Here is a 23,325-nt window from a genome sequence, read left to right as displayed (position 1 = left end):
ATGAAAAAAGGAGATGAAGTAACCTGGAAATGGGGAAAATCAGAAGCTGAAGGCCACATTGTTAAAAAGCATGATGAGCCGGTAAGCAAAACCATAAAAGGCGCAAAAGTTAAACGCAACGCCAGCAAAGAGGAGCCGGCTTACGAAATTGAACAGAAAAACGGCAGCAAAGTGCTGAAATCTGAAAGTGAAATAAAGGCCCGCTAAACCCCCGAAGGGGAATATTTGCGAAAAGTATTTTTAGCCCGGGTGGTAAGCATCCGGGCTTTTTTATTTGAAGAATAAAGTATTGTAAATTGTTAAATCAATAAAAACGTCATTGCGAGTTACGAAGCAATCGCGAACTATACTGAGCAACCCTGCCTATTTGGGATTGCTTCGTACCTTGCCTACTGCGTGTACACATCTTATAAAAAAATGTCATTTCGATAGAGCATGGGCGGGCTGAGAGGTGGAGCGAAAGAGAAATCTTCTACATCGGACTCTACAATTATACCTGTAAAAGCAGAGCGTAGAAGATTTCTCCTCACCTCCGATGCGCAAACCCCTACCCTTGGTTCGTCGAAATGACATTTTTTTATTAATGCTAAAATTAAAGAGATGTATACACACAGTAGGTACCTTGCAATAACGTTTTATTAAAGTCTTCCCTTTTTCACCGTAAAAATTCTGTAGTTCGCCGAAAAACTCATGGTTATTTCATTAATCTGATGCATTTTTACCCTATGACAAAACAACCTATCATCACTGTAAACAACCTGGTAAAAAACTATGGCGATTTTGCAGCCGTTAAAGGCATTAGTTTTGAAGTTTATGAAGGCGAGATCTTCGGCCTGCTTGGTCCAAATGGCGCCGGCAAAACCACTACCCTCGAAATTATTGAAACCCTTCGTGATAAAACATCCGGCAGTATCATAGTGGATGGTTTCGACATTGAAACCGATGCCGACAGTATCAAAAAGCGTATAGGCGTACAGCTGCAGGCAGCCGGATATTATCCCAACCTTAACCTTTCGGAGCTAATAGTATTGTTTTCGGGCTTGTATGGTATCGATAAAACGCCAATGGAGATGCTTGAAAAGGTTGCCCTCACCGATAAAGCGAAGGCTAAATACAAAGATCTTTCGGGCGGACAAAAACAGCGTTTTTCAATTGCTACCACACTCATCAATAATCCGAGGATCATATTTTTAGATGAGCCCACAACCGGCCTCGACCCGCAGGCCCGCCGTAACCTTTGGGACCTGATCCGCGAGATCCGCGACCAGGGAACTACCGTGGTGATCACAACACATTATATGGATGAAGCCGAAGTACTGTGCGACCGTGTTGCGTTTGTAGATGGCGGCCATATCATCGGCATTGATACCCCCGATCATTTTATTGACGAGCTGGTAGCATCGGGTTTTGAACGTAAAAAACAGGTAAAGCTTGCCAACCTGGAGGATGTATTCATCAACCTCACAGGTAAAGAGTGGCGGGAAGGATAGATTGCAGTCGGCAGTTTTGAGTTTGCAGTTAGCACATCGCCATGCTCAATATCCTAATGACGCCGCCAGACCAAAATGACTCAATGACATAATGACGCCGCAGGCAAAATGATATAATTAAAATGAACCAAAAACCTTACAGTAACATAAAAGCAACCCTGGCCATTGCCCGGGCAAGTTTCCGGTCGATATTACGCAGCCCATCGGCGGTGGTGTTTACGCTGGCTTTTCCATTAATATTCATTATTGTTTTTGCCAACATTGGCGGGGGCGGTATGTCAATAGATGTGGGCGTTGCCAAAGGCAGTGATACTTCGGCCAATAACCCTGTTTATACGGCACTGAAAACAAACAAGATCATGCACCTCATCACCGATCAAACTCCCGATGAGATGTCCAAAAATCTGGCGAAGGGCAACATTGATGCTATTCTTGATCTGAAACCGTTTGCGCCACCCGCATCTATGACTGTTCATGTGCAATACAGCCAGGCATCGGGCGATAAAGGCAGCGTGTTAAAATCGGCATTGAATAATATTTTTTACAAGGTACAATCTGCAGAACTGGCCCGCATTCAGTCATATACAACAGTCAAAGTTCCCAATCTTATTGATTTAAAAGAAGAAACCGTAAGCGGTCGTCCATATAAATACATCGATTTTATATTGCCCGGACAGTTGGGCTTTTCATTATTAAGCAGCGGTGTTTTTGGCACAGCATTCGTATTCCTAAGCTTGAGGTTAACGCTTGTTATCAAACGCTTTTTTGCTACGCCGGTTAAGCGCTACAGCATTGTTTTAGGCGAGGCCATTGCCAGGTTAGTGTTTTCCCTGTCAGGAGCGCTATTTATTATCCTGGTTGGACACTATGCATTTGAGTTCACCCTCATACACGGGGTAACAACAATATTAAACATGCTTGTGCTCTCAGCCATTGGACTGATCATTTTTATGGGCTTTGGCTTTACCGTATCGGGCATTGCCAAAAATGAAAGTTCGGTACCGCCACTTTCAAATATCATTACGCTGCCTCAGTTTTTGCTTTCAGGCACCTTTTTTTCAATTACTGCTTTTCCTTCCTGGCTGCAATACATTAGCAAAGTATTACCGCTTACACATTTAAATGATGCTATGCGTAAGGTAGCTTTTGAAGGCGCAGGCTTAGGCGATGTAACCCACCAGTTATTGATCCTGTTTGCCTGGTTTATTGGCATATATGCTGTAGCGGTAAAAACGTTTAAATGGGAGTAACGGGAAAGATACAAGACGTTCAGAAATAAGAGTCAGGATTTTAAGATTTGTGGATTGACTACTTCGAAGCTTCTCTGTTTGGCACCTATGAAATCTCAAATCGCGGCTTAGGAAGTTTTGAAAACTTTGTAAGAAGCTGTTTAAAAATGCAAAATATTCGCTGCTATTGGTTTTAACCAACTGCAATGAAGTTGAAAAGTCTTGGCTTTAGCCCAATTACGCATGCAGATTTAGGCTGAAGCCCTCTTATCGGTGCTCATTGTTCCGTTTGTTAAAACCAACGTCGATAAAGTTTTATCTACATGTAGAAAATACTCATCAATTTAAAACAGCTTCTAAGTCTGCAAACATATTATCAATAAAATTCAAGCCTTAACACTATGTTAACATTAACCGTGTTAATATTAACATTCAGGTAATATTTAGGAAATATCTTTGCAGAAACACCCCTGCAATGACAATCAAATCCATTAGTATTACCGTTTTAACATTTCTTACATTAACTACATGTTCAATTATTGTTAAGGCACAAGATTCAAAAATAGGTACCTGGGGCATAGTTACCGTTGTGCTCCCCGGTGACAGCTCTCATAAATGGGGTGGCTATACCGAATTTCAAACCCGTACAAATAATGTATTCAGCCAGTTTCAGTACTATGAAGCAAAGGCGGGTGTAAGCTATGATATTGATAAAAACTTCACTGCGCTTTTAGGCACCGGCCATTACAGCACCTACGATTACATGGATGTTGGCAAAGGCCCTACCATTAACGAAACCCGCTTTTGGGAACAGATCACCAGTAACCAGTTCCTGTACCGTTTAAAGCTGGAGCATCGCTACCGCGTGGAGCAACGCTGGGTTAACGGCGATTACCGTAACCGCTTCCGTTACAGGCTCAACGTATTTGTGCCACTTAATAACACCAAAATTGTGGCCAAAACCTGGTTTATTTCTGCCTTTGACGAGGTATTCCTGAACAACAAAGTGCCCAATTTTGAGCGCAACCGGGTTTCGGCAGCGCTGGGTTATCAGTTTGATAAATCATTTATATTGCAGGCCGGCTGGATCAACCAGTATAATTACTCGGCTACTGCTCAAAGCGATAAGAATAATATTATGCTGATCCTGATGTACCGCATTCAGCGAAAAAATGCAGTACAGCGTGAGCATGTGCCTACTACAAGTGATTAATCACAGTTGATTGGAATCATTACGTTGATTTCGCTGATACAGTCTAAACCATGATTTTCTCGGAGTGGCTAATGCCTTGTGCAGTATGAGCGGATAGTGCGGCCACAGGTAATGCCATAATTCTGAACAATGATTTTTAAGATTAAGGGATTACCGAACTGTATCATCAAATAATCGTAATCCTGGTAATCCCTTAATCGTAGCAATCACGGTTCTGACAAATATCCGCCCGGTTACCGTATCCTCGGGGCAACTGATCATTCGTGTTGTTGTGAGGACACGACAACTGGATAAAAAAGCACATCGATTTTAACACTAATCAATCTCAAAATAGCCCGATTCTTGTTCAAAAAATCTAAGTTTTCATGAAAAAACAGTTCATTCTATATTAAATTCATGTTAAATCGCATCATTAATTGCCAATAATCGTTACAAATACAAAATTTCAATTGCGTTTTCCTTATTTAGGCATTAACTTAGCCGCCGTTATATAATAGTATTCATTCAAACCACACTCTGACAATTCACTATGAGCATAATAATTGATGTGCATGCCCGCCAGATCTTAGATTCGCGCGGTAACCCTACTATTGAGGTAGAAGTTTTAACTGAGAATGGCGCATTCGGTCGCGCTGCTGTACCATCAGGTGCATCAACCGGCGTTCACGAAGCTGTTGAACTTCGTGATAACGATAAATCAAAATACATGGGCAAAGGCGTTTTAAAGGCAGTTGCTAATGTAAATGACATTTTAGCTCCTGAATTAAAGGGTATTGATGTGTTTGAACAAAATGCTATCGATGCTTTAATGATTGAGATTGACGGCACCGAAAACAAAGGTAAAATTGGTGCTAACGCTATATTAGGTGTTTCATTAGCTGTGGCTAAAGCTGCTGCACAGGAAAGCCGTCAGCCTTTATACCGCTACATCGGTGGTGTAAACGCTAACACATTGCCAATCCCGATGATGAACATCGTTAACGGTGGTTCACACTCTGATGCTCCTATCGCTTTCCAGGAATTTATGATCATGCCGGTTGGCGCTCCTTCATTCTCTGAGGCTTTACGCTGGGGTACCGAAGTATTCCACAACCTGAAAAAAATTCTTCACGACCGTGGTTTATCAACCGCTGTAGGTGACGAAGGTGGTTTTGCTCCAACTTTTGAAGGTACCGAAGATGGTGTTGAAACCATTTTGAAAGCTATCGAAAAAGCAGGTTACAAAGCAGGCGAAGATATCTTCATCGCATTTGACTGTGCTGCATCTGAGTTTTACAAAGACGGAAAATACGACTATACTAAATTTGAAGGCGAAAAAGGTGCTATCCGTACCAGCGCTGAGCAAGCTGATTACCTTGCTGAATTAGTTGAAAAATATCCTGTTATCTCTATCGAAGACGGTATGGCTGAAGACGATTGGGAAGGCTGGAAAATCTTAACCGACAAAATCGGTAAAAAAGTACAGTTAGTAGGCGACGATTTATTTGTAACCAACACTAAACGTTTACAAAGAGGTGTTAGCGAAGGTATTGCTAACTCAATACTGGTAAAAGTAAACCAAATTGGTTCATTAACCGAAACTATCAACGCGGTTACTTTAGCACAAACTAACGGCTTCACCTCAGTAATGAGCCACCGTTCGGGCGAAACTGAAGATTCAACCATTGCAGATCTTGCTGTAGCATTAAATTGCGGCCAGATCAAAACTGGTTCGGCTTCACGTTCAGACAGGATCGCTAAATACAACCAGCTGCTACGTATCGAAGAAGAATTAGGCGCTAACGCAAAATTCATCGGTAAAGATTTCAAATACTTTAAAAAATAATCTTTTGAGATATCAAAAGGCCATCTGTGTTATGCAGGTGGCCTTTTTTGTTTTAACAATCTGGCCGAATAGAGAGGCGTAAACCGCTACGCATTGTTATCCTGAGCGATATCGAAGGATCTTCTTCAATAAGCAGAGCCGCTATACAGAGCGAAGAAGATGCTTCGTTCTTCAGCATGACAGGTGTTTTTTTTAATTGTTATGCTTAACTTATCTCAGATCTTCCATAAACAAATACTTGCTAACAAGTATTTTTATACCTTTGCCGCTCAATCAAAGCCATATAATTAAACCAAGGCAGTTACGTTATAATAATTTGTTAAAATAAACTGATGAACAGAAAAGGGATCTTGAGGATATTGGGTATAGTGCTGATATTGGTTTTAAGCATCGGACTTGACAGGGTTACAAAAATTTACGTTAGGGAGCATATTCACTTTACAGATAGCATCTTTGTTATCAAAAACTTTTTCACCATACTACACGCCGAAAATACCGGCGCTTTTTTAAGCCTCGGCGATTCTTTGCAAAACCCCTGGAAATTCATTTTGCTATCGCTATTGCCTTTATTGGCGCTTACCTTTGGTGTTTTTTACGTAATGTTAAAACCATCAATAGGTAAATTGACCACCATAGGTATTGTTTTGGTTATTGCGGGCGGTGCAGGCAATTTGTATGACAGGATGTTATACGGCAGTGTAACCGACTTTATGCACATGAATTTCGGGATCTTCCAAACCGGCGTATTCAACGTGGCAGATGTATCCATCATGATTGGCATGGGCCTCATCCTGCTGGAGTCATGGCAAAAGGACCGTGATGCCAAAAGAAAGAAACTGGCAGCAGATGCCGAGACTTCTCCTGCATAATTATTTACACGTTAATGCTTTACAACCTTACATCTAACAGGTTCATAAAGGCTTAAAATTTTCTTAACAATAAAAAGCGTATCTTTGCGGCTAATTACCCGTTCGCTTACGGTTTTGAGCCCAGCAAACTCTTCAGATCCGCTTATGCTTTCGCGTTAGCACATTATACATTACAAACGATCAAATGTCATTCGAAAATTTAAATTTAATTGAGCCTATCCTCAGGGCTTTAAAAACTGAGGGCTATACTACACCTACCCCAATACAGGCGCAAGCCATTCCTATCATATTACAGCACCAGGATTTACTGGGCTGTGCCCAAACAGGTACCGGCAAAACCGCGGCCTTCGCTATCCCTACCCTGCAATTATTACACCAGGACAGGATAGCCCACAAAGAGCAAAAAACCATCAAAGCTTTGGTTTTAACCCCTACCCGCGAGCTTGCCCTGCAAATTGGCGAAAGCTTTACTGCTTACGGTAAACATACAGGCCTTAAAAACCTGGTCATATTTGGCGGGGTATCGCAAAACCCGCAGGTTGATGCATTGCGTCGCGGTGTTGATATTTTAGTAGCAACCCCGGGTCGCTTACTTGATTTAATGAACCAGCGTTATGTTCACCTGGAGCATGTTAAATTCCTGATATTGGATGAGGCCGACCGCATGCTGGATATGGGCTTTGTTAATGATGTTAAAAAGATCATTGCCAAAGTACCGGCCAAAAGGCAAACGCTGTTCTTTTCGGCAACCATGCCCAAAGAGATCCAAAGCCTGGCTGATAGCATTCTGAACAATCCGGAAAAAGTTGAGGTTACGCCGGTTTCTTCAACTGCCGATACCATACAACAAGCGGTTTATTATGTTGATAAGGGCGATAAAAAGTCGTTGTTGATCCATATCCTGAAAGACAAGGAAATTAAAACGGCACTGGTATTTACCCGCACCAAACATGGTGCAGATAAAGTGGTTAAAGACCTTAACCGTGTTGGTATCACAGCCGAAGCCATTCACGGTAATAAATCACAAAATGCAAGGCAGCGGGCTTTAACCAACTTTAAAAACCGCACAACCCGTGTATTGATAGCCACAGATATTGCAGCACGTGGTATCGATATTGATGACCTTACCCACGTTATTAACTATGAACTGCCAAACGTACCCGAAACCTATGTACACCGCATTGGCCGTACAGGCCGGGCAGGCGCTAACGGTATAGCACTTTCATTTTGCGATGCCGAAGAACTGGAGTTTTTGAAAGATATCCACAAGCTTATAGCCAAACAGATCCCCGTTGAGGAAGGCCACCCTTACCCGCTTAGTCCGGCGGCAATGGCAGCTAAAATAAACGAAGCACCTAAAAAAGGTGGTTCAGGCGGTGGTCAACGAGGTGGTGGCGGTGGTCGCGGCGGCAACCGCAGGTCTGGTGGCAGCGGTAGCGGCAATAGCCGTTCGGCTGGCAATAACCGTTCAGGCGGCAATAAAAGATCAGGCGGCAGCCGTTCAGAGGCGGGCCGGCCAGGTGGAGCCAGCGGCATGAGTGGAGCGAGAAGAGGTTAAGTGAGGTTGATTGGTGAATGGTTGATTAAGTGAGTGGTTAATTTTAAAACAAAATAACCATTCACTTAATCAACCCAATAAAACATTCACCAAAACAACAACCACTCACTTAATCAACTCAATCAACCACTCACCAAAAAAACTTCCCTGTTAATAAGTTAATAAGCATATTTGTATCCGTCGAAAAAATTAAATAGCTTTAAATGAAAATCATTCAGCCGGTATCAATGAAACGCCTTATTGACCTTTTCAAGAACAAGTTTTTCCTGGTTACTATTGCCTTTGTTGTGTGGATGATATTTTTCGACAGGAACGATCTTTTTTCCCAATACCAATACCATCAACAGGTTAAAAAACTAAGGATTGAGCGCGATTTCTACAAAGCCCAAACCGACCAGGTAACTAAAGAGCTTAAAGAGCTTACCACCAACCCACAGCAAATGGAAAAATTTGCCCGCGAGAAATACCTCATGAAAAAAGCTAATGAGGATGTTTACGTGGTAGTGCCCGAAACAAAGGAGAAGTAAGGCTATCCAAATTCAGGAAATCGATTTCAAATAATTCGATCTGTTTTAATAAATCTCATCTGAAAAATTTCCACACGAATGCTTTTCAAACCATTCACAATTAATCGACTTACACTAATTTTTAATTAATTTAAGATTCGTGTAATTCGATTAATACGTAAAAATTAGTGTGAAAATTTTTCATTTATAGTTTTTCTATCTGCATGTGTTAAAAGCGATTTTCCTGCATCAAAACTCCCTCTCCGTGTTTTAGCGATTGACCACCTTGCCATTTAAGCAAAACCTTATCTCTGAGCTTTAATGATGGTTTTTCAATGGCGTATCTTAACACCAATGCCCCGGCCACACTGCTTATAATACAGCACAACATCATAAGATTGCTGTTTTTATTCATACCTGCAGCAGAAAGGAGATTCTGCGTAAGGTGGATCATGAGCTTATGAATAAGGTAAATACCGTAAGATAGCGTAGCAATTTGGCTGGTAATGGTTAATTTGAGTTTATAAAATATATTACCAGGGCTCACTACAGCAGCCACAACCAAACCATATCCTACAGAAATTAACGGAAAACCCCACATGGTAGTGTTAAAGCTGGCTTGTGGTGTAGCTACAAAATAAGAAGCTATCAAAATTGCAAAACCCGTTAATATCAATACATTGCTGTATTTGACGGCTTTAGCTTTTATGTGCGGGCAGAAAGTATAAACGCCTGCTATACTTACGCCTGTAAGCAAACCGTCGAGCCTGTTATAAGTTGGGTAGTAAATAAATTCGTTCCACACTGCACCCATCCCATCTTCTGACAAAACGGGTTCAATAAAATAATGCCAGCCAGCATACCTTATAATGAAGCCGCCGATAAATAAAGCAGCTATCAGGTATATAGCTTTTTTACCGGCCTTCAAATAGTTAAAAAACCAAAAGGCTAATGGTAACAACAAGTAAAATTGCTCTTCTACACATAACGACCAAGCATGCGTAAACGTGCCGGTTTGATGCAGATCGAGCCCAAAATTGAAAGTGAACGTAAGATATTTCCACAGTGCTGCAAAATGCTCACGCTCGCGCAAAAATGGAATACAGGCATATAGGGTTATCACAACGAGGTATGGCGGAATGATCCTGAAAAAACGTTTGATAAAAAACTCCTTTATAGCTATGCTTTTACCCCTGGCTACAGTATTGAAAAGCTGTCCGGCAATTAAAAAGCCGCTCAAAACAAAAAATAAGTCGACACCTGTCCATCCAAAACTTCCGATTTTATTTTCCCATTCTGGGTGACCGTAAAACTGGTAATGGAATAAAAACACAAACACAATGGCAAAAGCCCGCAAATGATCGAGGCCCGAAAGTTTATGTTTGCCGGAGATATCCAGGCCGGCGGCGGATGTTGAGGTGGACATTAATGATGAGGAAATTTATATCGTAATCTATTGATTTTTATTTGCTAGTCAATGTTGATCCTGCTCTATAGTAAGAATATTACGTTATCTCTATCGGGGAAGAGAGGGGTATAAGGATATATACTTGCTTTGTGGCCGGTGTTTTCGGAAGATGATGATCGGCTGAAATGTTGGTTAAAAAAGCCATGTCATTATAAGGAGGAACGACGAAGCAATCTCGTAGCTATACAGAGCAGACATGCATTGGCTACGAGATTGCCGCGCTAACGCTCGCAATGACATACTTTTTTAAGAGATAATTTCATATTCCGAATACTTGTAGTGTTTTCACCGCACCACTCATAAGCCTCCCAATTTAACATTCTCTACATTAAACATTGGGCAATAAATCATGTGGTACGGTGAAAACACCGACCACAGGCTTAATCGCACTGGACCATTACTTTTTTCTTATTTTCTCTTTTAACTTGTACCCTCGCTTTTTTCTTGACTCTTGTATCTTGCCGTCTTGACTCTATAATTTAAACTTTTCCTTCCCGTTTCCTCAAAAACCATTCGGTTGATAGCAGCAACAGGATCAATACAAACAGCCATTTCATATCTATCAAATCGCTATAGTGTTTATCCTCATAAACCACGGTTTTGATGTCCTCGTTTTTGCGGATCAGTTCGGCAAGCTGATTAATTTGTGATGGCTTGATCATTTGTCCGCCACTTTGTTTGGCGAGGCCATTGAGTAATGTGTGGTTAGCAGCGCTTTGACGGGCTTCCAGATTAAGCTGCTTTATAGTGAATTGACCAGATGCCTTAAAGTCCTGCTTGCCATTTTGGGTAGAGGCGTTATAAGTGTATTCGCCTACCGGAAGAGGGCCTGCATCCAATTGGTAGCTTTGGCCAGTACGGGTAAACAGGAAACTATAGCTTTTTCCTGCTGCGCTTTTCAGTTCTATCTTTACATCGGGGGTATTGATCAGTTCAAGTGCATCGTTATACAACTCGGCATTGAGGATCACGCTTTCTCCTTCATCAAATACATTGCGGGCAGGATAAACCCGAAAACGCTGACGATTGGCATTAGCAGTCAAATACTGTACAGTTTGACTTAACAGTTCATCGGTTGCATTTCGGTTGCCATAGTTTTGAAACTCGGCCAATTGCCAGCGCCAGATGCCCTCACCCGTTAATACAGCAATACGACGGCCGGCTTCATCGCCAAAAGCCAACAAAGGGTATGTGGTAGCCACGGCACCTATCTTTTGCCTCAATAATACAGAAGTGCCCGCAGCTGTTCCATAACTTCCAAACGGGGCTACCAGCGGCGGAAAGACAGCAATTTTTTTTCGTGCCGAATCAGACAATGTAAAAGCTGTAAAATCATTCGCCGGTAAGGGCACCACTTCCTGTGTTTCGGCCCGACCCGCACTTATACGCACCGTATTTTGCTCACTGTTAACAGCCTGCAGGTTACTTTGCGAGCCAACTATATACCAAACCGGTATTTTACTTTTCGCTATAAAATTTTTTATCGGAGCATATTCTCCCGCCGAAAGTTGGTATAAGACCACCAGGCTGTAATCTGCCGGTTTAACAGCTGCAGCATCAGCGATAGAACTGGCCTTTACTTCAAAGTTTTTGTTGGTTTCAATGGCCTGTTTTATAACCGTTAAGTCTGGATGCGGGCCATTATAAAGCAATAACACCTTTTGTCTTGCATCTAACACCTCTACATAAACAGTTTCGCTGTTGTTTTGGGCCGAAAGCTCGTTTTTTATAGGGGCTATGCTGATATTGTACTTCCTGAGACCTTTTTTTGCCGCATTCAGTTTTATGGGAATGATCCTCTTAAAGTCGTTTCCCGTTACCGGGATGCTTTGAGTATAAACCTGCTTGCCATCTTCGGTAACCGAAAGGCTCATGTTTTCGCCCTTACTTTGATAGGCTGTGGCAAGCACTTCTATCACAAAATCGTTCCCCAAAAAGGCGGTCTTGTTATAGTTTACGTTGCCGATAAGCAGATCGCGCTTAGCGGTGGTATCGCCAAGGGCAATGGTGTAGATACCGGTTTTGATATTCCGGGCCTCATATTGAGGATCATTCCCCTGATTGTATAAACCATCAGTAGCCAACACCAATGCGCCTATATTCTGGTTAGTAAACCTGTCGTTAAGTTGGTGCAGTGCACCTGCTATATCCGTTTGTTTACCGCCAAAGCTTTTTGAAAGACCGGGGTGCAGGTCTTTATCAAAATTGAACTCCTGCACATCGTATTTATCGCCAAGTTCCTGTTTCAGTTTAGCCAGGTCATCAATAAACGTAGATGAATTAAAACCTGCAGGTTTAAAGATATTGATGGACGACGAATTATCCTGTGCAATAAGTACCAGCGGTTTTTGCGGCTCATACTTAACCGATTTTACCAGGGGAGAGATAAGCAGCACCGTTATGAAAAATACGGTAACCACACGGATAGCGGCCAATATAAAACGTAAGTTTTTGCTTAAATCAACCGGTTTGCGGTACATGAGCCAGGCATATGCCAAACCCAGCAATAAGCCGGCGGGCAACCACCATCCCGAAACAGAACCCCATGTAAGTGAAAACATTTGTAGCTATGGTATCATCAGGGCGCAGATCATCCGGCCCAATAAACATTACCTGCAAAATGCGAAATTATTGTGAAACGAGGGGAATAAGTTTTTCCCATTTAACTAAAAACGTCATTGCGAGGCACGAAGCAATCCCCTATTGTACAGGGCGGACCTGCTAATTGGGGATTGCTTCGTACCTCGCAATGACGCGTGGTGAAGATATTTAGTATTTTATTTCTTACAACATACCGCCATCAACAGGGATAACCTGCCCGGTGATGTAGGCTGCCATATCTGATGCAAGGAACACACAAGCATTAGCTACGTCTTCAACTTCTCCGGCGCGTTTAAGCGGGATAGCGGCGGCCCAGCCTTCAACAACTTTAGGGTCGAGCACGTCGGTCATTTCGGTGCGGATAAAGCCCGGAGCAACCACATTGGTGCGGATATTACGTGACCCCAGCTCTTTGGCAACAGATTTAGAGAAACCTATGATACCTGCCTTTGAAGCAGCATAGTTGGCCTGGCCAGCATTACCCTGCACACCAACAACCGAACTCATGTTAATGAACACACCTTTACGGTTTTTCATCATGATTTTTGAAGCAGCCTTGGTAACGTTGAATATCGATTTCAAGTTTACGTCAAGCACTTCGTCCCAGTTCTCTTCGGTCATGCGCATCAGCAAGCCGTCTTTAGTGATGCCTGCATTATTAACAACAATATCAAGCGTACCGAAATCAGCAACAATATCGGTGATCAGTTTATCAGCTTCATCAAATTTAGAAGCATCAGAGCGGTAGCCTTTTATTTTAGTACCGAAGCTTTGCAATTCCTGCTCAAGGGCCTGGCCTTTTTCAACAGATGATAAATAAGTGAAAGCTACGTTAGCGCCATGCTCAGCAAACTTTTCGGCAATCTTGCGGCCTATTCCTTTTGATGCGCCGGTAACCAACGCGGTTTTTCCTTCTAATAATTTCATAATTAAAGTATATGATTTCAGGGCGGTGAAGTTAGGTATTTAGTTGGAAAGTCTAAAGTGCTGAGTCGGAAGTCTTGAGTCAGAAGTTCAAAGTGTTAAGTCTAAAGTCAGTAAGGAGCAGAACTTAAATTCCTGCGATAATTCCAGGACTTTGTACTTCCGACTCAGGACTTTAGACTTATTTCAAGTATTCCGCCGGGATAGGGTTGTCCTTACGTTCGCCATCATAAAACAAGGCCAGGATCCAGAAACGGGTGCCGTCGTTAAACAATTCAATACTATTGATACCCCGTTCGGTTACAGGGCCATCGGCCGTGTTGCGCGATTCATAGGTACTCCAAACGTGGTAAATACTACCAAACTTTTCAACCCGTCGGGCTATTTCCCGTTCATCAAATCCATTTTTTGACAGCGATGGGTCCGCCAGTTTGTGGTATTGCTTCAGCGTCATATAGCTGAACTGCTGTCTGCCTTGTTTATCGGTGTAACCTGCACCAACATGGGCATTGGATATATGCAGCAGACTGTCACGCTCATAGCTTACTTTCTCGCCTTTTTTAACGGAGACTACACCGTAATAAGCTTTTATGATGCCGTCAAGCGTACTTACATTATCGCCGTATTTGGTAATAACCTGCGAATGTGCGGGAAAAGTGACGGCAATACTTATAATAGCAATGAGTAGCGGCAGGATATTCTTTTTCATGAAAATTAAGATTTATTAACGATCAGATTTTGACTGAATTAACAAAAAATATCCGGGATGGCATAGGGCAGAATAACCATTGTTGGTTTTGCGGCAGAAAGGGTGCACCTACGGAGCAAATCTTTTTTGCAAAAATGCTATAAACATGTGACTCCTATGGAGTCGATCTTTCACCACAAACCAAGAGCGTGAACACTTAAATGTACGGGCAAGGTATATAAATAACAAAAGGCTCCATAGGAGCCCTGTGTTTATAGAAAATTGATGAGATGCTTTGGCTCCATAGGTGCCTCCTTATCTACATCGATTAAAAAGTAGTATTCAACGATACGCCATAGGTACGTGGGTTACCTAAGTGTGTTGCACCGAAATCATAGGCATAGTCAATGTATTTTTTATTGGCGATGTTGCTCTCCCAGAAAAACAGACCGAACCTTTTGGTGCTTACACCTACCCTTGCGTTGAATTTGCTGTAGCCTTTTTGCTCAATTTGGTTAGCCAGGTCAAAATACTGGTCGCCAAGGTAACGCCATTCTCCGCGGGCAATCAGCTTTGTTTTCTGCGGACCGCCCAGATCGTAACCATATTGCAAAGCCAACATACTGGTAATGTTAGGCGTATAAATTTGTTTGTTACCTTTTAAGTTCACTTCTTCACCATTGCTGCCAACAACCAGGGAGGTATAACGCGCGTGGGTATATCCAAAATTGTAATCAAACTCCAGGCCTTTGATTGGAGTGGCGTTAATTTCGGCCTCGATACCTTTACTGTTTAGCTTACCTGCATTTTTAGTAATAGTTATTGCGTCAGGCAATATCAATGTAGGTACCTGGGCGTCGGTGACGCGGGTATAAAACGCGGTTACATTTAAGCGCAGGCGGTTATCTAAAAAGTCATTTTTTGAACCAATTTCATAGTTATTGCTGTATTCGGGTTTAAAAGAATAAAGCGGCGGAGACGATGGATCGGAACCCAGCTCGGTAATACCACCCGCACGGAAGCCACGGCTGTAAGTAGCAAACAGGTTATTATGTGCCGATGCATGGTAAGCAAAACTCACTTTAGGCGTAAAAGCTTTATAGTGTGCAGTTGATGATGTGTCCGAACGGGTAACTATTGATTCGCCGCCATTTGGCAAAAACTCGCCCATTATGTTTTCTTTTTTATGCTCGTAATCATAGCGCAAACCTGCGGTAATGTCAAACTGCTCATTAATAGCATAAGTAGCTTGTCCGTAAACTGCCAAGCCATAATTACGATCAGTATTGGTATTGATGCTTGTAAAATCAGTCATCGGCGATCCAACGGCTGCTGCATCTTCACCAAAGTAGGTGCCCTGCCTGTTTGGCGCGTAATGATAAAAACCATAAGTACCGGCAGCCCATTTCAGTTTTGAAGTTGATGACGCAGGCGAGGTAAAGCGAAACTCCTGAATAGTGGTTTTCACTTTGTTCCATTTACCACCGTAATTATTTACAATAGATACGGCGTCGATAGGCGAAAAATCGCCATCAATAGGCGTGGTATAGTAACGGTTGTTTACCTGGTAAGAGGTTTGGGAGGTAAAGTTAAAATCACTGCCGCTGTAATTAGCCGTTAATGACGATTGGAACGTATTATCAACCATTTTGGTGGTCGCGTTCTGATTAACCTCAAACGGATGGCTCAAAGCGTCATCGGGCGAACCGGCTAAAGTGAATGCTCCGTTATTACGGTTATTGTAGTTTTTAACATTCAGCGTAAAAGCAAGCTTTGACGTAGCCAAAAACTTCAGGTAATAGTTACCCAAAAAGTAATGCTGCTTGTCAAAATGCGTATTATTAAACGTATTGGTATAAAAACCGTTGAAACCCGAATAAATACCAGCTACGCCTAAATATAATTTATCTTTTACCAATGGTGCTTTAATGCCCAATGTATAACGTTGCTGGTTGTAATTACCAATGTCGATGCCTGCAAATCCGCTCACCGTGTTTGATGGCTGCCTGGTGATCACATTGATTACGCCACCGGTTGCATTACGGCCATAAAGTGTTCCCTGCGGCCCCCTCAAAACTTCTATTCTATCCACATCAAGCAACTGTGGGATATAAGTATCCAGCCCGTATTGGTTTACACCATCAACATAAGTTGCAACAGCAGGGTCATATGATGTAGTAACAATACCACGAATACCGGTTACCGTACGGCCATCGCCGGGAGCGCCCGAGTTTAAGTTAGGAACAATGGCGGTAAGATCTTTCAAATCCCAAAGCCGGTAATCCTGTATTTGCCTGGCCGATAGTGTTGAAATACTGAAAGGCACACGCTGGGCCTGTTCTTCCGTTTTTTGAGCCGATACCGTAACCTCATCCAACTGGTTGCTTGCGTCATTTAACTGGATGGCTATCGGGCGACTGGTGCCGATCATATTTACGGGTATATTTTTAGCCGCATAACCAATAGCACTGATATGCAAGGTATATTTTCCGGATGTGACATTTTTTAAACTGAATTTCCCACTTCTGTCGGCACTGGTTTGATAATTGGTATTGAGCAAGTAAACCGAAGCGCCGGCAATGGGCTGGTTCTTGCTATCGGTAACCGTGCCCGAAAAATCGCCCGTGGTTTGGCTCCGGGCCGAAAATGCGATAGCAAAAAATAGTAATAAAGTAAATAATTTACGCATAAAATAGGTGTATTTAAATGTGTACAGATCACACATTGTAATCGATTGTCAATAATAGCAAATGACTAACAATTAACAGCTATCCCGCATAAATATTACTTAAAGTTTATAAAATATATTATCTGCGTTTTGGGGGCTATACCATGCTTACATAATGGGTTAAGAAGAAACGTTTTATAAGCAGGTAAGCTTGAGGAAAGATGGTAAATGTTGGATTGTGGAAGATGTGGCTTTTAATCAACATTTATAAATATGGGCGTTGCCTGTGGCCCGTGCTATGCGCTCATACTGCACAGGCATTAGCCACAAGGCCGGTATCCGCTCCTATCACTAACGCGGCCTCTCACACCATCCTTTAAATATATTTTACACGCTATCACTTTTTTTCAGGTTCGCCGATAGTTACTCGCAGGTCACTTGGGGCAGATGAATTTATAGCAGGAAACAATATAGTCTACTCATTCAGCATAAACTTATCCACCCCATCTGCTGGCTGCCACTTATCAGCAGGTTCAAAATAATACCATAGCAGGGCCGATACTTTTTTGATGAGCAGTCCGGCTTCGTTATTGGGTGTCCAGCTGGTGTCTTTGTTGTGATTAGTGATGATCGAAAAAACATAATCGCCGTGCGGGGCATTTACCAGTACTGTTTCTGAGCGCGACTCATCAACCGCTCCTTGTTTAGATATGGTATGCACGTAAGGGGGCATCTGCGACAGTGCATGTTCGTCCCAATAAATGCGGCCCATATTGCGGTACATACGCTCGCTGGCTGCAGGGCTCACGGCCTTTCCTTCCCTGATCATGATGAACAAGCTGCACATTTCGCGCGGGGTACTCACACCCCAACCGTAAATTTTGCGCATAGCTTCCCTGCCCGGAGCGCTTGAATTTACGCGCATCACCTTAAAACCATTCTGATCGAGCCAATTGTTGATGTACTCGCTGCCCACCAGCTTTTGCAGCCATAAACTCGCTGTATTATCGCTCATGGTGATCATCAGCATGGCTACTTTACTTAATTGTACGGTATCTTTATCCTTAAAAGAGCCCAGCAGGTCTTCACCGGCATAAAGCAAGGAATCGCGGTAAACCAGCTTTTGGTTATACTTTAGCTCACCTTTCTCTATCTTATCCATCACCCCGCACTGAATGCTCACTTTGATCATGCTTGCTGTAGGGAACAATGTGTCAGCATTGATCTCAGCAGTTTTACCTGTTTTCAGATTATGCACATAGATCCCAACCTGGCCGTGAAAATCTTTTACCGCATCATTTAATTTAGCGATGAGTTTACTATCGGTTTGAGCAAAGGCCGATGCAGCAAATAACAGCATCAGAAAGGTAAGTTTATGTTTCATGGGATAAGCGATCTTAACAGATGAAAATACGAATTTTAAAATAACAGGCAACCATCGGTTTCATGTGGAGGTACTACTCAAAATACTATGTTTTTTATATTTGCTAAAAACCCGTTACCTCATGAGCCAGTTTGTTGACATCACTAATCGCAAAGTATTGTATCGCTTATTCCTTAACCTTGATGCGCAGGCTAAGCCACTTTGGGGTAAAATGACACCTCAACAAATGATAGAGCACCTTATAACCCAGGTTCAATACACCAACGGCATTAAAGTGCCAACCTGGGATGGGCCTCATGAAAACACCGACGCACGTAAGCAAAACGGCATTTACACCGACAACGAAATGCCCCGCAATATTATTTTGGAAGAGTTGCCCGATACGCTAACTTATCCTGACCTGGAAACGGCTATTAATCAATTAATGAAAGAGCTGGATACCTTCGACAGGTATTTCAATACGAATAATGTTAAAGTGATCCACGGTGGCTTCGGCCCATTGGATTATTATGAATGGATCATATGGCATGGTAAACACTTTACGCATCATTTAAAGCAGTTTGGGGTGATAGGCTCGTAGTAAATTGGTATCAAATATTAACTTTGCTGTTCTTCAGAAATTTAAAAGAAGAAATGCGTCATTGCGAGGTACGAAGCAATCGCGAACTCTACAGAGCGGACCTGTAATTTGGGGATTGCTTCGTACCTCGCAATGACGGGTTGAGAAAAACCATATATGATATTCCTGCGCTGGCTTTTAATCCCTTTTTCGCTGATTTACGGCCTGGTTGTGGGTATCCGTAACTGGTGCTATAACCGGGGAATCTTTAAAAGTACCGGGTTTGAAATGCCGGTGATCGTAGTGGGCAACCTGAATGTTGGGGGTGCAGGCAAAAGCCCGATGACCGAATACCTCATCAGGTTATTAAAGGGCAATTATAACATAGCTACACTTAGCCGGGGCTACGGTCGCGCTACCAAAGGTTTTTTAATGGCTACTGCCGAAAGCAAAGCCTCCGATATTGGCGATGAGCCTGCACAATTCAAACACAAATTTCCGGATATTGACGTTGCTGTTTGTGAGAAACGTGTAACCGGTGTTGAGCAGTTAAAGGACACTCATGATGTTATCATTTTAGATGATGCCTATCAGCACCGCGCCCTTGAACCGGGCTTCAGCATTTTACTTTTTGATTATAGCCGCATTAACGAGCCCCATTTCCTGCTCCCGGCAGGTAACCTGCGTGAAGCATTTAGCGGGCGCAAAAGGGCCGATGTGATCATCGTCAGTAAATGCCCGTCGTCACTAACCGACCTGGAACAAGGCCGCGTGATTAAACGGATCAAACCTTACCCGCACCAGTCGTTATTTTTTACAACTATCAACTATCTGGCTGCACAAACTATGGATGGAACTACATCCGTAAATGCCATCGACGATGAAACTACCGTTTTCCTGCTTACCGGGATAGCTAATCCAAAACCATTATTAGCATACCTGAAAAAGCAAACAGAGCTGGTTGTTCACCACAATTATCCCGATCATCACCGTTTTAGCTTAAAAAATATCAGTAAACTTGCCGATGAGTTTTCGGCCTGCACATCACAAAAAAAAGTGATCATCACAACAGAAAAGGATGCGCAGCGTTTAGGGGAACAGGACCTGCTTCCGATGGTTAAAAAACTGCCTGTTTTGGTACTGCCAATAGGCATTAGTTTTTTAAATAACGGGCAACAACAATTTGACGAATTAGTACAAACATATGTTAGACAATATTGAAGGCACCGCCCGGTATATCAAAAACCGTATTGGCGATTTTGAACCCGAAGTGGGTATAATTTTAGGCACCGGTTTGGGTGGCCTTGTCAAAGAAATTGAAGTTGAAAAACAGCTGATGTACTCTAACATTCCTGATTTTCCTATTTCCACCCTTGAGTTCCATTCGGGCAAACTTATTTTTGGTACGCTTGCAGGCGTTAAAGTTGTTGCCATGCAGGGCCGTTTGCATTACTATGAAGGCTATAACATGCAGCAGATCACCTTCCCGGTTAGGGTGATGAAATACCTGGGCATTAAAACGCTATATGTATCAAACGCCAGCGGTTCTCTTAACCCCGATTTTAAAAAGGGCGACCTGATGATCATTGAAGATCATATTAACCTGCAGCCTCAAAACCCGCTGGTTGGCCGCAATTATGAAGAGCTTGGCCCACGGTTTCCGGATATGAGCGAACCATACCGTCATGATATGATCGAAAAAGGCCTGGCCATCGCTCAAAAACATAATATAACCTGTCATAAAGGTGTTTACGTGGCGGTAACCGGCCCTAACCTGGAAACCCGCGCCGAATACAAATACCTGCGCATTATAGGCGGCGATGCCGTTGGCATGAGCACCGTACCCGAGGTTATTGTTGCCAATCACATGGGCATCCCGACGTTTGCCATTTCGGTATTAACAGATGAGGGCTTCCCTGAAATACTGAAGCCAATAACGCTTGAAGAGATCCTTGCTATAGCGCAGGAAGCCGAACCGAAAATGACCCAGATACTTAAAGAACTGATAGCTGGTAATTAATGCGCCAAAAGCTCAAATATATTTTTTTATTGCTGATGTGCTTATCGGTACAGGCAGCTTTTGCGCAATACGGAACCCGTACCAATCCCCGAAACCTGCCAACCCGCGATACCGCGCGCCGGCAGGAAAAACAGATGACCGACGACCAGCTGCTTGACAGTTTACGGCGGAAAGAAGAAAACAAAAAAGATTCGGTGGTTTTCAGTTCTAAATTCATCCGCGTTACTAATGAGCGTTTGCTGAACGACAGTACACAGCTATTCCCTATTGATACCGGGATTACTAATTTTGAAATCTACAGTCCGCTTATTGATCCGCGGAGCCCCCGCATTCATTTAGGTAATATTGGCCTGTCGCAACGCCCATTGCTTTTTGAACCCAGCCAAACGATAGGTTTTGATCTGGGTTTGCATTCGCTTGATATTTATGCATTAAAGCCCCAGGATATTAACTACTATAACACGCGGGTGCCTTATACCAAACTTACTTTGTACAATGCGTTCGGTGGGTCGGCCATACAGTTGTTTAATATCATCCATACGCAAAATATAAAGCCCAACTGGAATATTGGCTTTAACTTAAATTTCAACGGGTCAAGGGGATTTTACAACTATAATAACGTGCTGGGGCAAAACGTGAGCGATTTGAACGCCTCCATTTTTACCTGGTACGAATCAAAAAGCAAACGATATAACCTGCTGGCCAACTTGTTGTTCAATAACCTTAAAGCGCCCGAAACCGGCAGTATTCTCAATGATTCGGTATTTACCAGTACCAATGTAAACAATGCCTTTTCAAAAGACAGGGCTGCTGTACGCCTGCCCTACAGCTATGAAAATTGGAACGATAAAGGCCTTTACATTAAGCAATTTTATTATTTAGGCCGGATAGATAGTTTGAATAAAGGAAAAGATAATTCAAAGATCCTGCCTACCCAGCGCGTATCACATACCCTGCATATATCAAACAGCAGGTACCTGTACAAGCAAAGCGGTGTTGACACCTATAATGTGTTCCCCGATTATTATTACAGTAATAACCGATCTCGCGATTCAACGGTCGTCACGCATATTCAAAATGAGTTTTCGTACAGTTTTTATCTCCGAAGTAAATCGGTAAAGTTCGTTAAAAACGAGTTGAAGCTTGACCTGGGGCTCGTACATGATTTTTACTCGTACAACCAGTATGTAAGCGATACCACGTTGAACCAATATGGCGCAAAATATATACACCAGGACAAGGTACAACATAACACCTTCCAGGATATTACATTAAAAGCCAAGTTGGGCTACCGTTTCAGCGACCGTATTGCCCTCGATGCCGATTTCAGGCAGATTGCCCAGGGACGTGATTTCGGCAACTATCTGTATGATGCCAAACTTACACTGGCCGGCGGTAAAAAAACCGGTAAGATCGTTTTAGAGGCTTATTCTCAAAACAGCTCGCCGCCATTGGTGTATAACAACTGGATTTCCAATCATTATATTTTTCATAACGATTTCAGTAATCAAAAAACTACCAGCGCATCGTTCAACTATATTAACAATGCCCTGCAATTTGACTTAAAGGCCGAATACTTTTTGATTAGTAATTACCTTTATTTTACAGCTCAGGATGGCGGTACTGATGCCCGCCCGGCTCAGCTTAACAATTCAATCAACCTGTTAAAAATAAGCCTGGGTAAAAACTTCACTTACCATAGCCTGCATTTTGATAACTACGTGGTATATCAAAAAACCGATTATCAGAATACGCTTCGCACGCCCGAGGTGTATGCCTATAGTAATCTTTACGTTAACAGAACATTACTTAACGTACTGCATGCCAGTATGGGTGTAAACGCAAGGTATAATACAGAATACGTTGCACCGTCATATGCACCGGGGTTGGGCCAGTTTTATAACGGTGCCAATGTAACGTTTTCATCATATCCGATATTTGGCGTGTTCTTTAAGGCAACGCTGCAACGCACCAACCTGTTTGTTGCTTATGACTACATCAACCAGCGGGCTTTTAGCAAAGGCTACTACACAGTTAACCGCTACCCTCAACAGGACGCTATCCTGAAGTTTGGCGTGTCATGGACGTTTTATAATTAATAAAGCGTCTTGTTCTAAAGGTCAGTTTTATGGCGCAAGTGTTGTGTGGTTGGCATGAGGGTGGATGACAGTTTACCCTTTCAATTCCTCACCAAATGTTAGCCTGTTGCCAAAAGGATCATGAACAGTCATGGTAATAGCTTTATCCCTTTTTTGGCGCAAGTCTTGTGTGGCTGTCATGAGGGCGGATGACTTGTGCCTCTGGAACTACCCTTTTTTGGCGC

General features: G+C 42.7%; 18 protein-coding genes. 12 read left to right on the top strand and 6 right to left on the bottom strand.

The window, feature by feature from the left end:
- From MTO98_RS04800 to MTO98_RS04765, 8 genes are all read left to right on the top strand, one after another.
- Window positions 1-207: a DUF2945 domain-containing protein gene (locus tag MTO98_RS04800; RefSeq protein ID WP_121233578.1), complete on the top strand. Its 207-nt coding sequence runs from the start codon at window positions 1-3 to the stop codon at window positions 205-207.
- Between the two features lie 518 nt (window positions 208-725).
- On the top strand, window positions 726-1,490 hold the full coding sequence (locus MTO98_RS04795; protein ID WP_091218636.1) for an ABC transporter ATP-binding protein: 765 nt from the start codon (window positions 726-728) through the stop codon (window positions 1,488-1,490).
- 122 nt (window positions 1,491-1,612) lie between these two features.
- Complete coding sequence (locus MTO98_RS04790) at window positions 1,613-2,740, top strand: ABC transporter permease (RefSeq protein WP_243485474.1); 1,128 nt, start codon at window positions 1,613-1,615, stop codon at window positions 2,738-2,740.
- Between the two features lie 454 nt (window positions 2,741-3,194).
- A complete protein-coding gene (locus MTO98_RS04785; protein ID WP_243485472.1) occupies window positions 3,195-3,932 on the top strand; it encodes a DUF2490 domain-containing protein in 738 nt (245 codons plus the stop codon).
- A 529-nt stretch (window positions 3,933-4,461) separates the two neighbouring features.
- Window positions 4,462-5,757 carry a phosphopyruvate hydratase gene (eno, locus tag MTO98_RS04780; RefSeq protein ID WP_112575826.1) on the top strand — a complete coding sequence of 432 codons (1,296 nt, stop codon included), beginning with the start codon at window positions 4,462-4,464 and terminating at the stop codon, window positions 5,755-5,757.
- A 332-nt stretch (window positions 5,758-6,089) separates the two neighbouring features.
- Window positions 6,090-6,626, top strand: coding sequence for a signal peptidase II (gene lspA / locus MTO98_RS04775; protein ID WP_243485471.1), 537 nt, complete (start codon window positions 6,090-6,092; stop codon window positions 6,624-6,626).
- Between the two features lie 184 nt (window positions 6,627-6,810).
- A complete protein-coding gene (locus MTO98_RS04770; RefSeq protein ID WP_243485470.1) occupies window positions 6,811-8,184 on the top strand; it encodes a DEAD/DEAH box helicase in 1,374 nt (457 codons plus the stop codon).
- A gap of 203 nt (window positions 8,185-8,387) precedes the next feature.
- Window positions 8,388-8,711 carry a septum formation initiator family protein gene (locus MTO98_RS04765; protein WP_243485469.1) on the top strand — a complete coding sequence of 108 codons (324 nt, stop codon included), beginning with the start codon at window positions 8,388-8,390 and terminating at the stop codon, window positions 8,709-8,711.
- Between the two features lie 208 nt (window positions 8,712-8,919).
- On the opposite strand, the gene MTO98_RS04760 is transcribed toward MTO98_RS04765, so the two are convergent.
- The 6 genes from MTO98_RS04760 to MTO98_RS04735 all read right to left on the bottom strand — a co-directional run bounded on the left by MTO98_RS04760 (window position 8,920) and on the right by MTO98_RS04735 (window position 18,423).
- A complete protein-coding gene (locus MTO98_RS04760) occupies window positions 8,920-10,116 on the bottom strand; it encodes an acyltransferase (RefSeq protein WP_243485468.1) in 1,197 nt (398 codons plus the stop codon).
- Between the two features lie 521 nt (window positions 10,117-10,637).
- The gene (locus MTO98_RS04755; RefSeq protein WP_243485466.1) at window positions 10,638-12,719 is read right to left on the bottom strand and encodes a hypothetical protein; all 2,082 of its coding nucleotides are present in this window, start codon (window positions 12,717-12,719) and stop codon (window positions 10,638-10,640) included.
- A 223-nt stretch (window positions 12,720-12,942) separates the two neighbouring features.
- Window positions 12,943-13,686 carry a 3-oxoacyl-[acyl-carrier-protein] reductase gene (gene fabG / locus MTO98_RS04750; RefSeq protein ID WP_243485465.1) on the bottom strand — a complete coding sequence of 248 codons (744 nt, stop codon included), beginning with the start codon at window positions 13,684-13,686 and terminating at the stop codon, window positions 12,943-12,945.
- A 178-nt stretch (window positions 13,687-13,864) separates the two neighbouring features.
- Complete coding sequence (locus MTO98_RS04745; protein ID WP_243485464.1) at window positions 13,865-14,392, bottom strand: hypothetical protein; 528 nt, start codon at window positions 14,390-14,392, stop codon at window positions 13,865-13,867.
- A 307-nt stretch (window positions 14,393-14,699) separates the two neighbouring features.
- On the bottom strand, window positions 14,700-17,060 hold the full coding sequence (locus tag MTO98_RS04740) for a TonB-dependent receptor (protein WP_243485463.1): 2,361 nt from the start codon (window positions 17,058-17,060) through the stop codon (window positions 14,700-14,702).
- Between the two features lie 454 nt (window positions 17,061-17,514).
- Window positions 17,515-18,423 (bottom strand): serine hydrolase, encoded by a 909-nt coding sequence (locus tag MTO98_RS04735; protein ID WP_243485462.1) that lies wholly within the window; start codon window positions 18,421-18,423, stop codon window positions 17,515-17,517.
- Window positions 18,424-18,544: 121 nt separating this feature from the next.
- Here MTO98_RS04735 and MTO98_RS04730 point away from each other — a divergent pair, with 121 nt between their 5' ends.
- The 4 genes from MTO98_RS04730 (at window position 18,545) to MTO98_RS04715 (ending at window position 23,101) form a co-directional block, all read left to right on the top strand.
- A complete protein-coding gene (locus MTO98_RS04730) occupies window positions 18,545-19,003 on the top strand; it encodes a hypothetical protein (protein ID WP_243485461.1) in 459 nt (152 codons plus the stop codon).
- A 156-nt stretch (window positions 19,004-19,159) separates the two neighbouring features.
- A complete protein-coding gene (lpxK, locus tag MTO98_RS04725) occupies window positions 19,160-20,203 on the top strand; it encodes a tetraacyldisaccharide 4'-kinase (protein ID WP_243485460.1) in 1,044 nt (347 codons plus the stop codon).
- Entirely contained in the window at window positions 20,187-21,002 is an 816-nt protein-coding gene (locus MTO98_RS04720; protein ID WP_110587356.1) for a purine-nucleoside phosphorylase, read from the top strand. Before lpxK ends, MTO98_RS04720 begins: the two co-directional genes overlap by 17 nt.
- The gene (locus MTO98_RS04715; RefSeq protein ID WP_243485459.1) at window positions 21,002-23,101 is read left to right on the top strand and encodes a putative porin; all 2,100 of its coding nucleotides are present in this window, start codon (window positions 21,002-21,004) and stop codon (window positions 23,099-23,101) included. The genes MTO98_RS04720 and MTO98_RS04715 overlap by 1 nt, the downstream gene beginning before the upstream one ends.
- Window positions 23,102-23,325 lie beyond the last annotated feature (224 nt).

It is taken from the genome of Mucilaginibacter sp. SMC90, assembly GCF_022811725.1.
In the GTDB taxonomy this organism is placed as follows: domain Bacteria; phylum Bacteroidota; class Bacteroidia; order Sphingobacteriales; family Sphingobacteriaceae; genus Mucilaginibacter.
This window is presented reverse-complemented; position numbering and strand designations above follow the sequence as displayed.

Coding starts and splice junctions, on each gene's coding strand:
- MTO98_RS04765 (WP_243485469.1), top strand. CDS start 8,388: ATGAAAATCATTCAGCCGGTATCAATGAAACGCCTTATTGACCTTTTC.
- lpxK (WP_243485460.1), top strand. CDS start 19,160: ATGATATTCCTGCGCTGGCTTTTAATCCCTTTTTCGCTGATTTACGGC.
- MTO98_RS04760 (WP_243485468.1), bottom strand. CDS start 10,116: ATGTCCACCTCAACATCCGCCGCCGGCCTGGATATCTCCGGCAAACAT.
- MTO98_RS04785 (WP_243485472.1), top strand. CDS start 3,195: ATGACAATCAAATCCATTAGTATTACCGTTTTAACATTTCTTACATTA.
- MTO98_RS04795 (WP_091218636.1), top strand. CDS start 726: ATGACAAAACAACCTATCATCACTGTAAACAACCTGGTAAAAAACTAT.
- MTO98_RS04740 (WP_243485463.1), bottom strand. CDS start 17,060: ATGCGTAAATTATTTACTTTATTACTATTTTTTGCTATCGCATTTTCG.
- MTO98_RS04720 (WP_110587356.1), top strand. CDS start 20,187: ATGTTAGACAATATTGAAGGCACCGCCCGGTATATCAAAAACCGTATT.
- MTO98_RS04735 (WP_243485462.1), bottom strand. CDS start 18,423: ATGAAACATAAACTTACCTTTCTGATGCTGTTATTTGCTGCATCGGCC.
- MTO98_RS04770 (WP_243485470.1), top strand. CDS start 6,811: ATGTCATTCGAAAATTTAAATTTAATTGAGCCTATCCTCAGGGCTTTA.
- eno (WP_112575826.1), top strand. CDS start 4,462: ATGAGCATAATAATTGATGTGCATGCCCGCCAGATCTTAGATTCGCGC.
- MTO98_RS04800 (WP_121233578.1), top strand. CDS start 1: ATGAAAAAAGGAGATGAAGTAACCTGGAAATGGGGAAAATCAGAAGCT.
- MTO98_RS04790 (WP_243485474.1), top strand. CDS start 1,613: ATGAACCAAAAACCTTACAGTAACATAAAAGCAACCCTGGCCATTGCC.
- MTO98_RS04730 (WP_243485461.1), top strand. CDS start 18,545: ATGAGCCAGTTTGTTGACATCACTAATCGCAAAGTATTGTATCGCTTA.
- MTO98_RS04715 (WP_243485459.1), top strand. CDS start 21,002: ATGCGCCAAAAGCTCAAATATATTTTTTTATTGCTGATGTGCTTATCG.
- MTO98_RS04755 (WP_243485466.1), bottom strand. CDS start 12,719: ATGTTTTCACTTACATGGGGTTCTGTTTCGGGATGGTGGTTGCCCGCC.
- MTO98_RS04745 (WP_243485464.1), bottom strand. CDS start 14,392: ATGAAAAAGAATATCCTGCCGCTACTCATTGCTATTATAAGTATTGCC.
- fabG (WP_243485465.1), bottom strand. CDS start 13,686: ATGAAATTATTAGAAGGAAAAACCGCGTTGGTTACCGGCGCATCAAAA.
- lspA (WP_243485471.1), top strand. CDS start 6,090: ATGAACAGAAAAGGGATCTTGAGGATATTGGGTATAGTGCTGATATTG.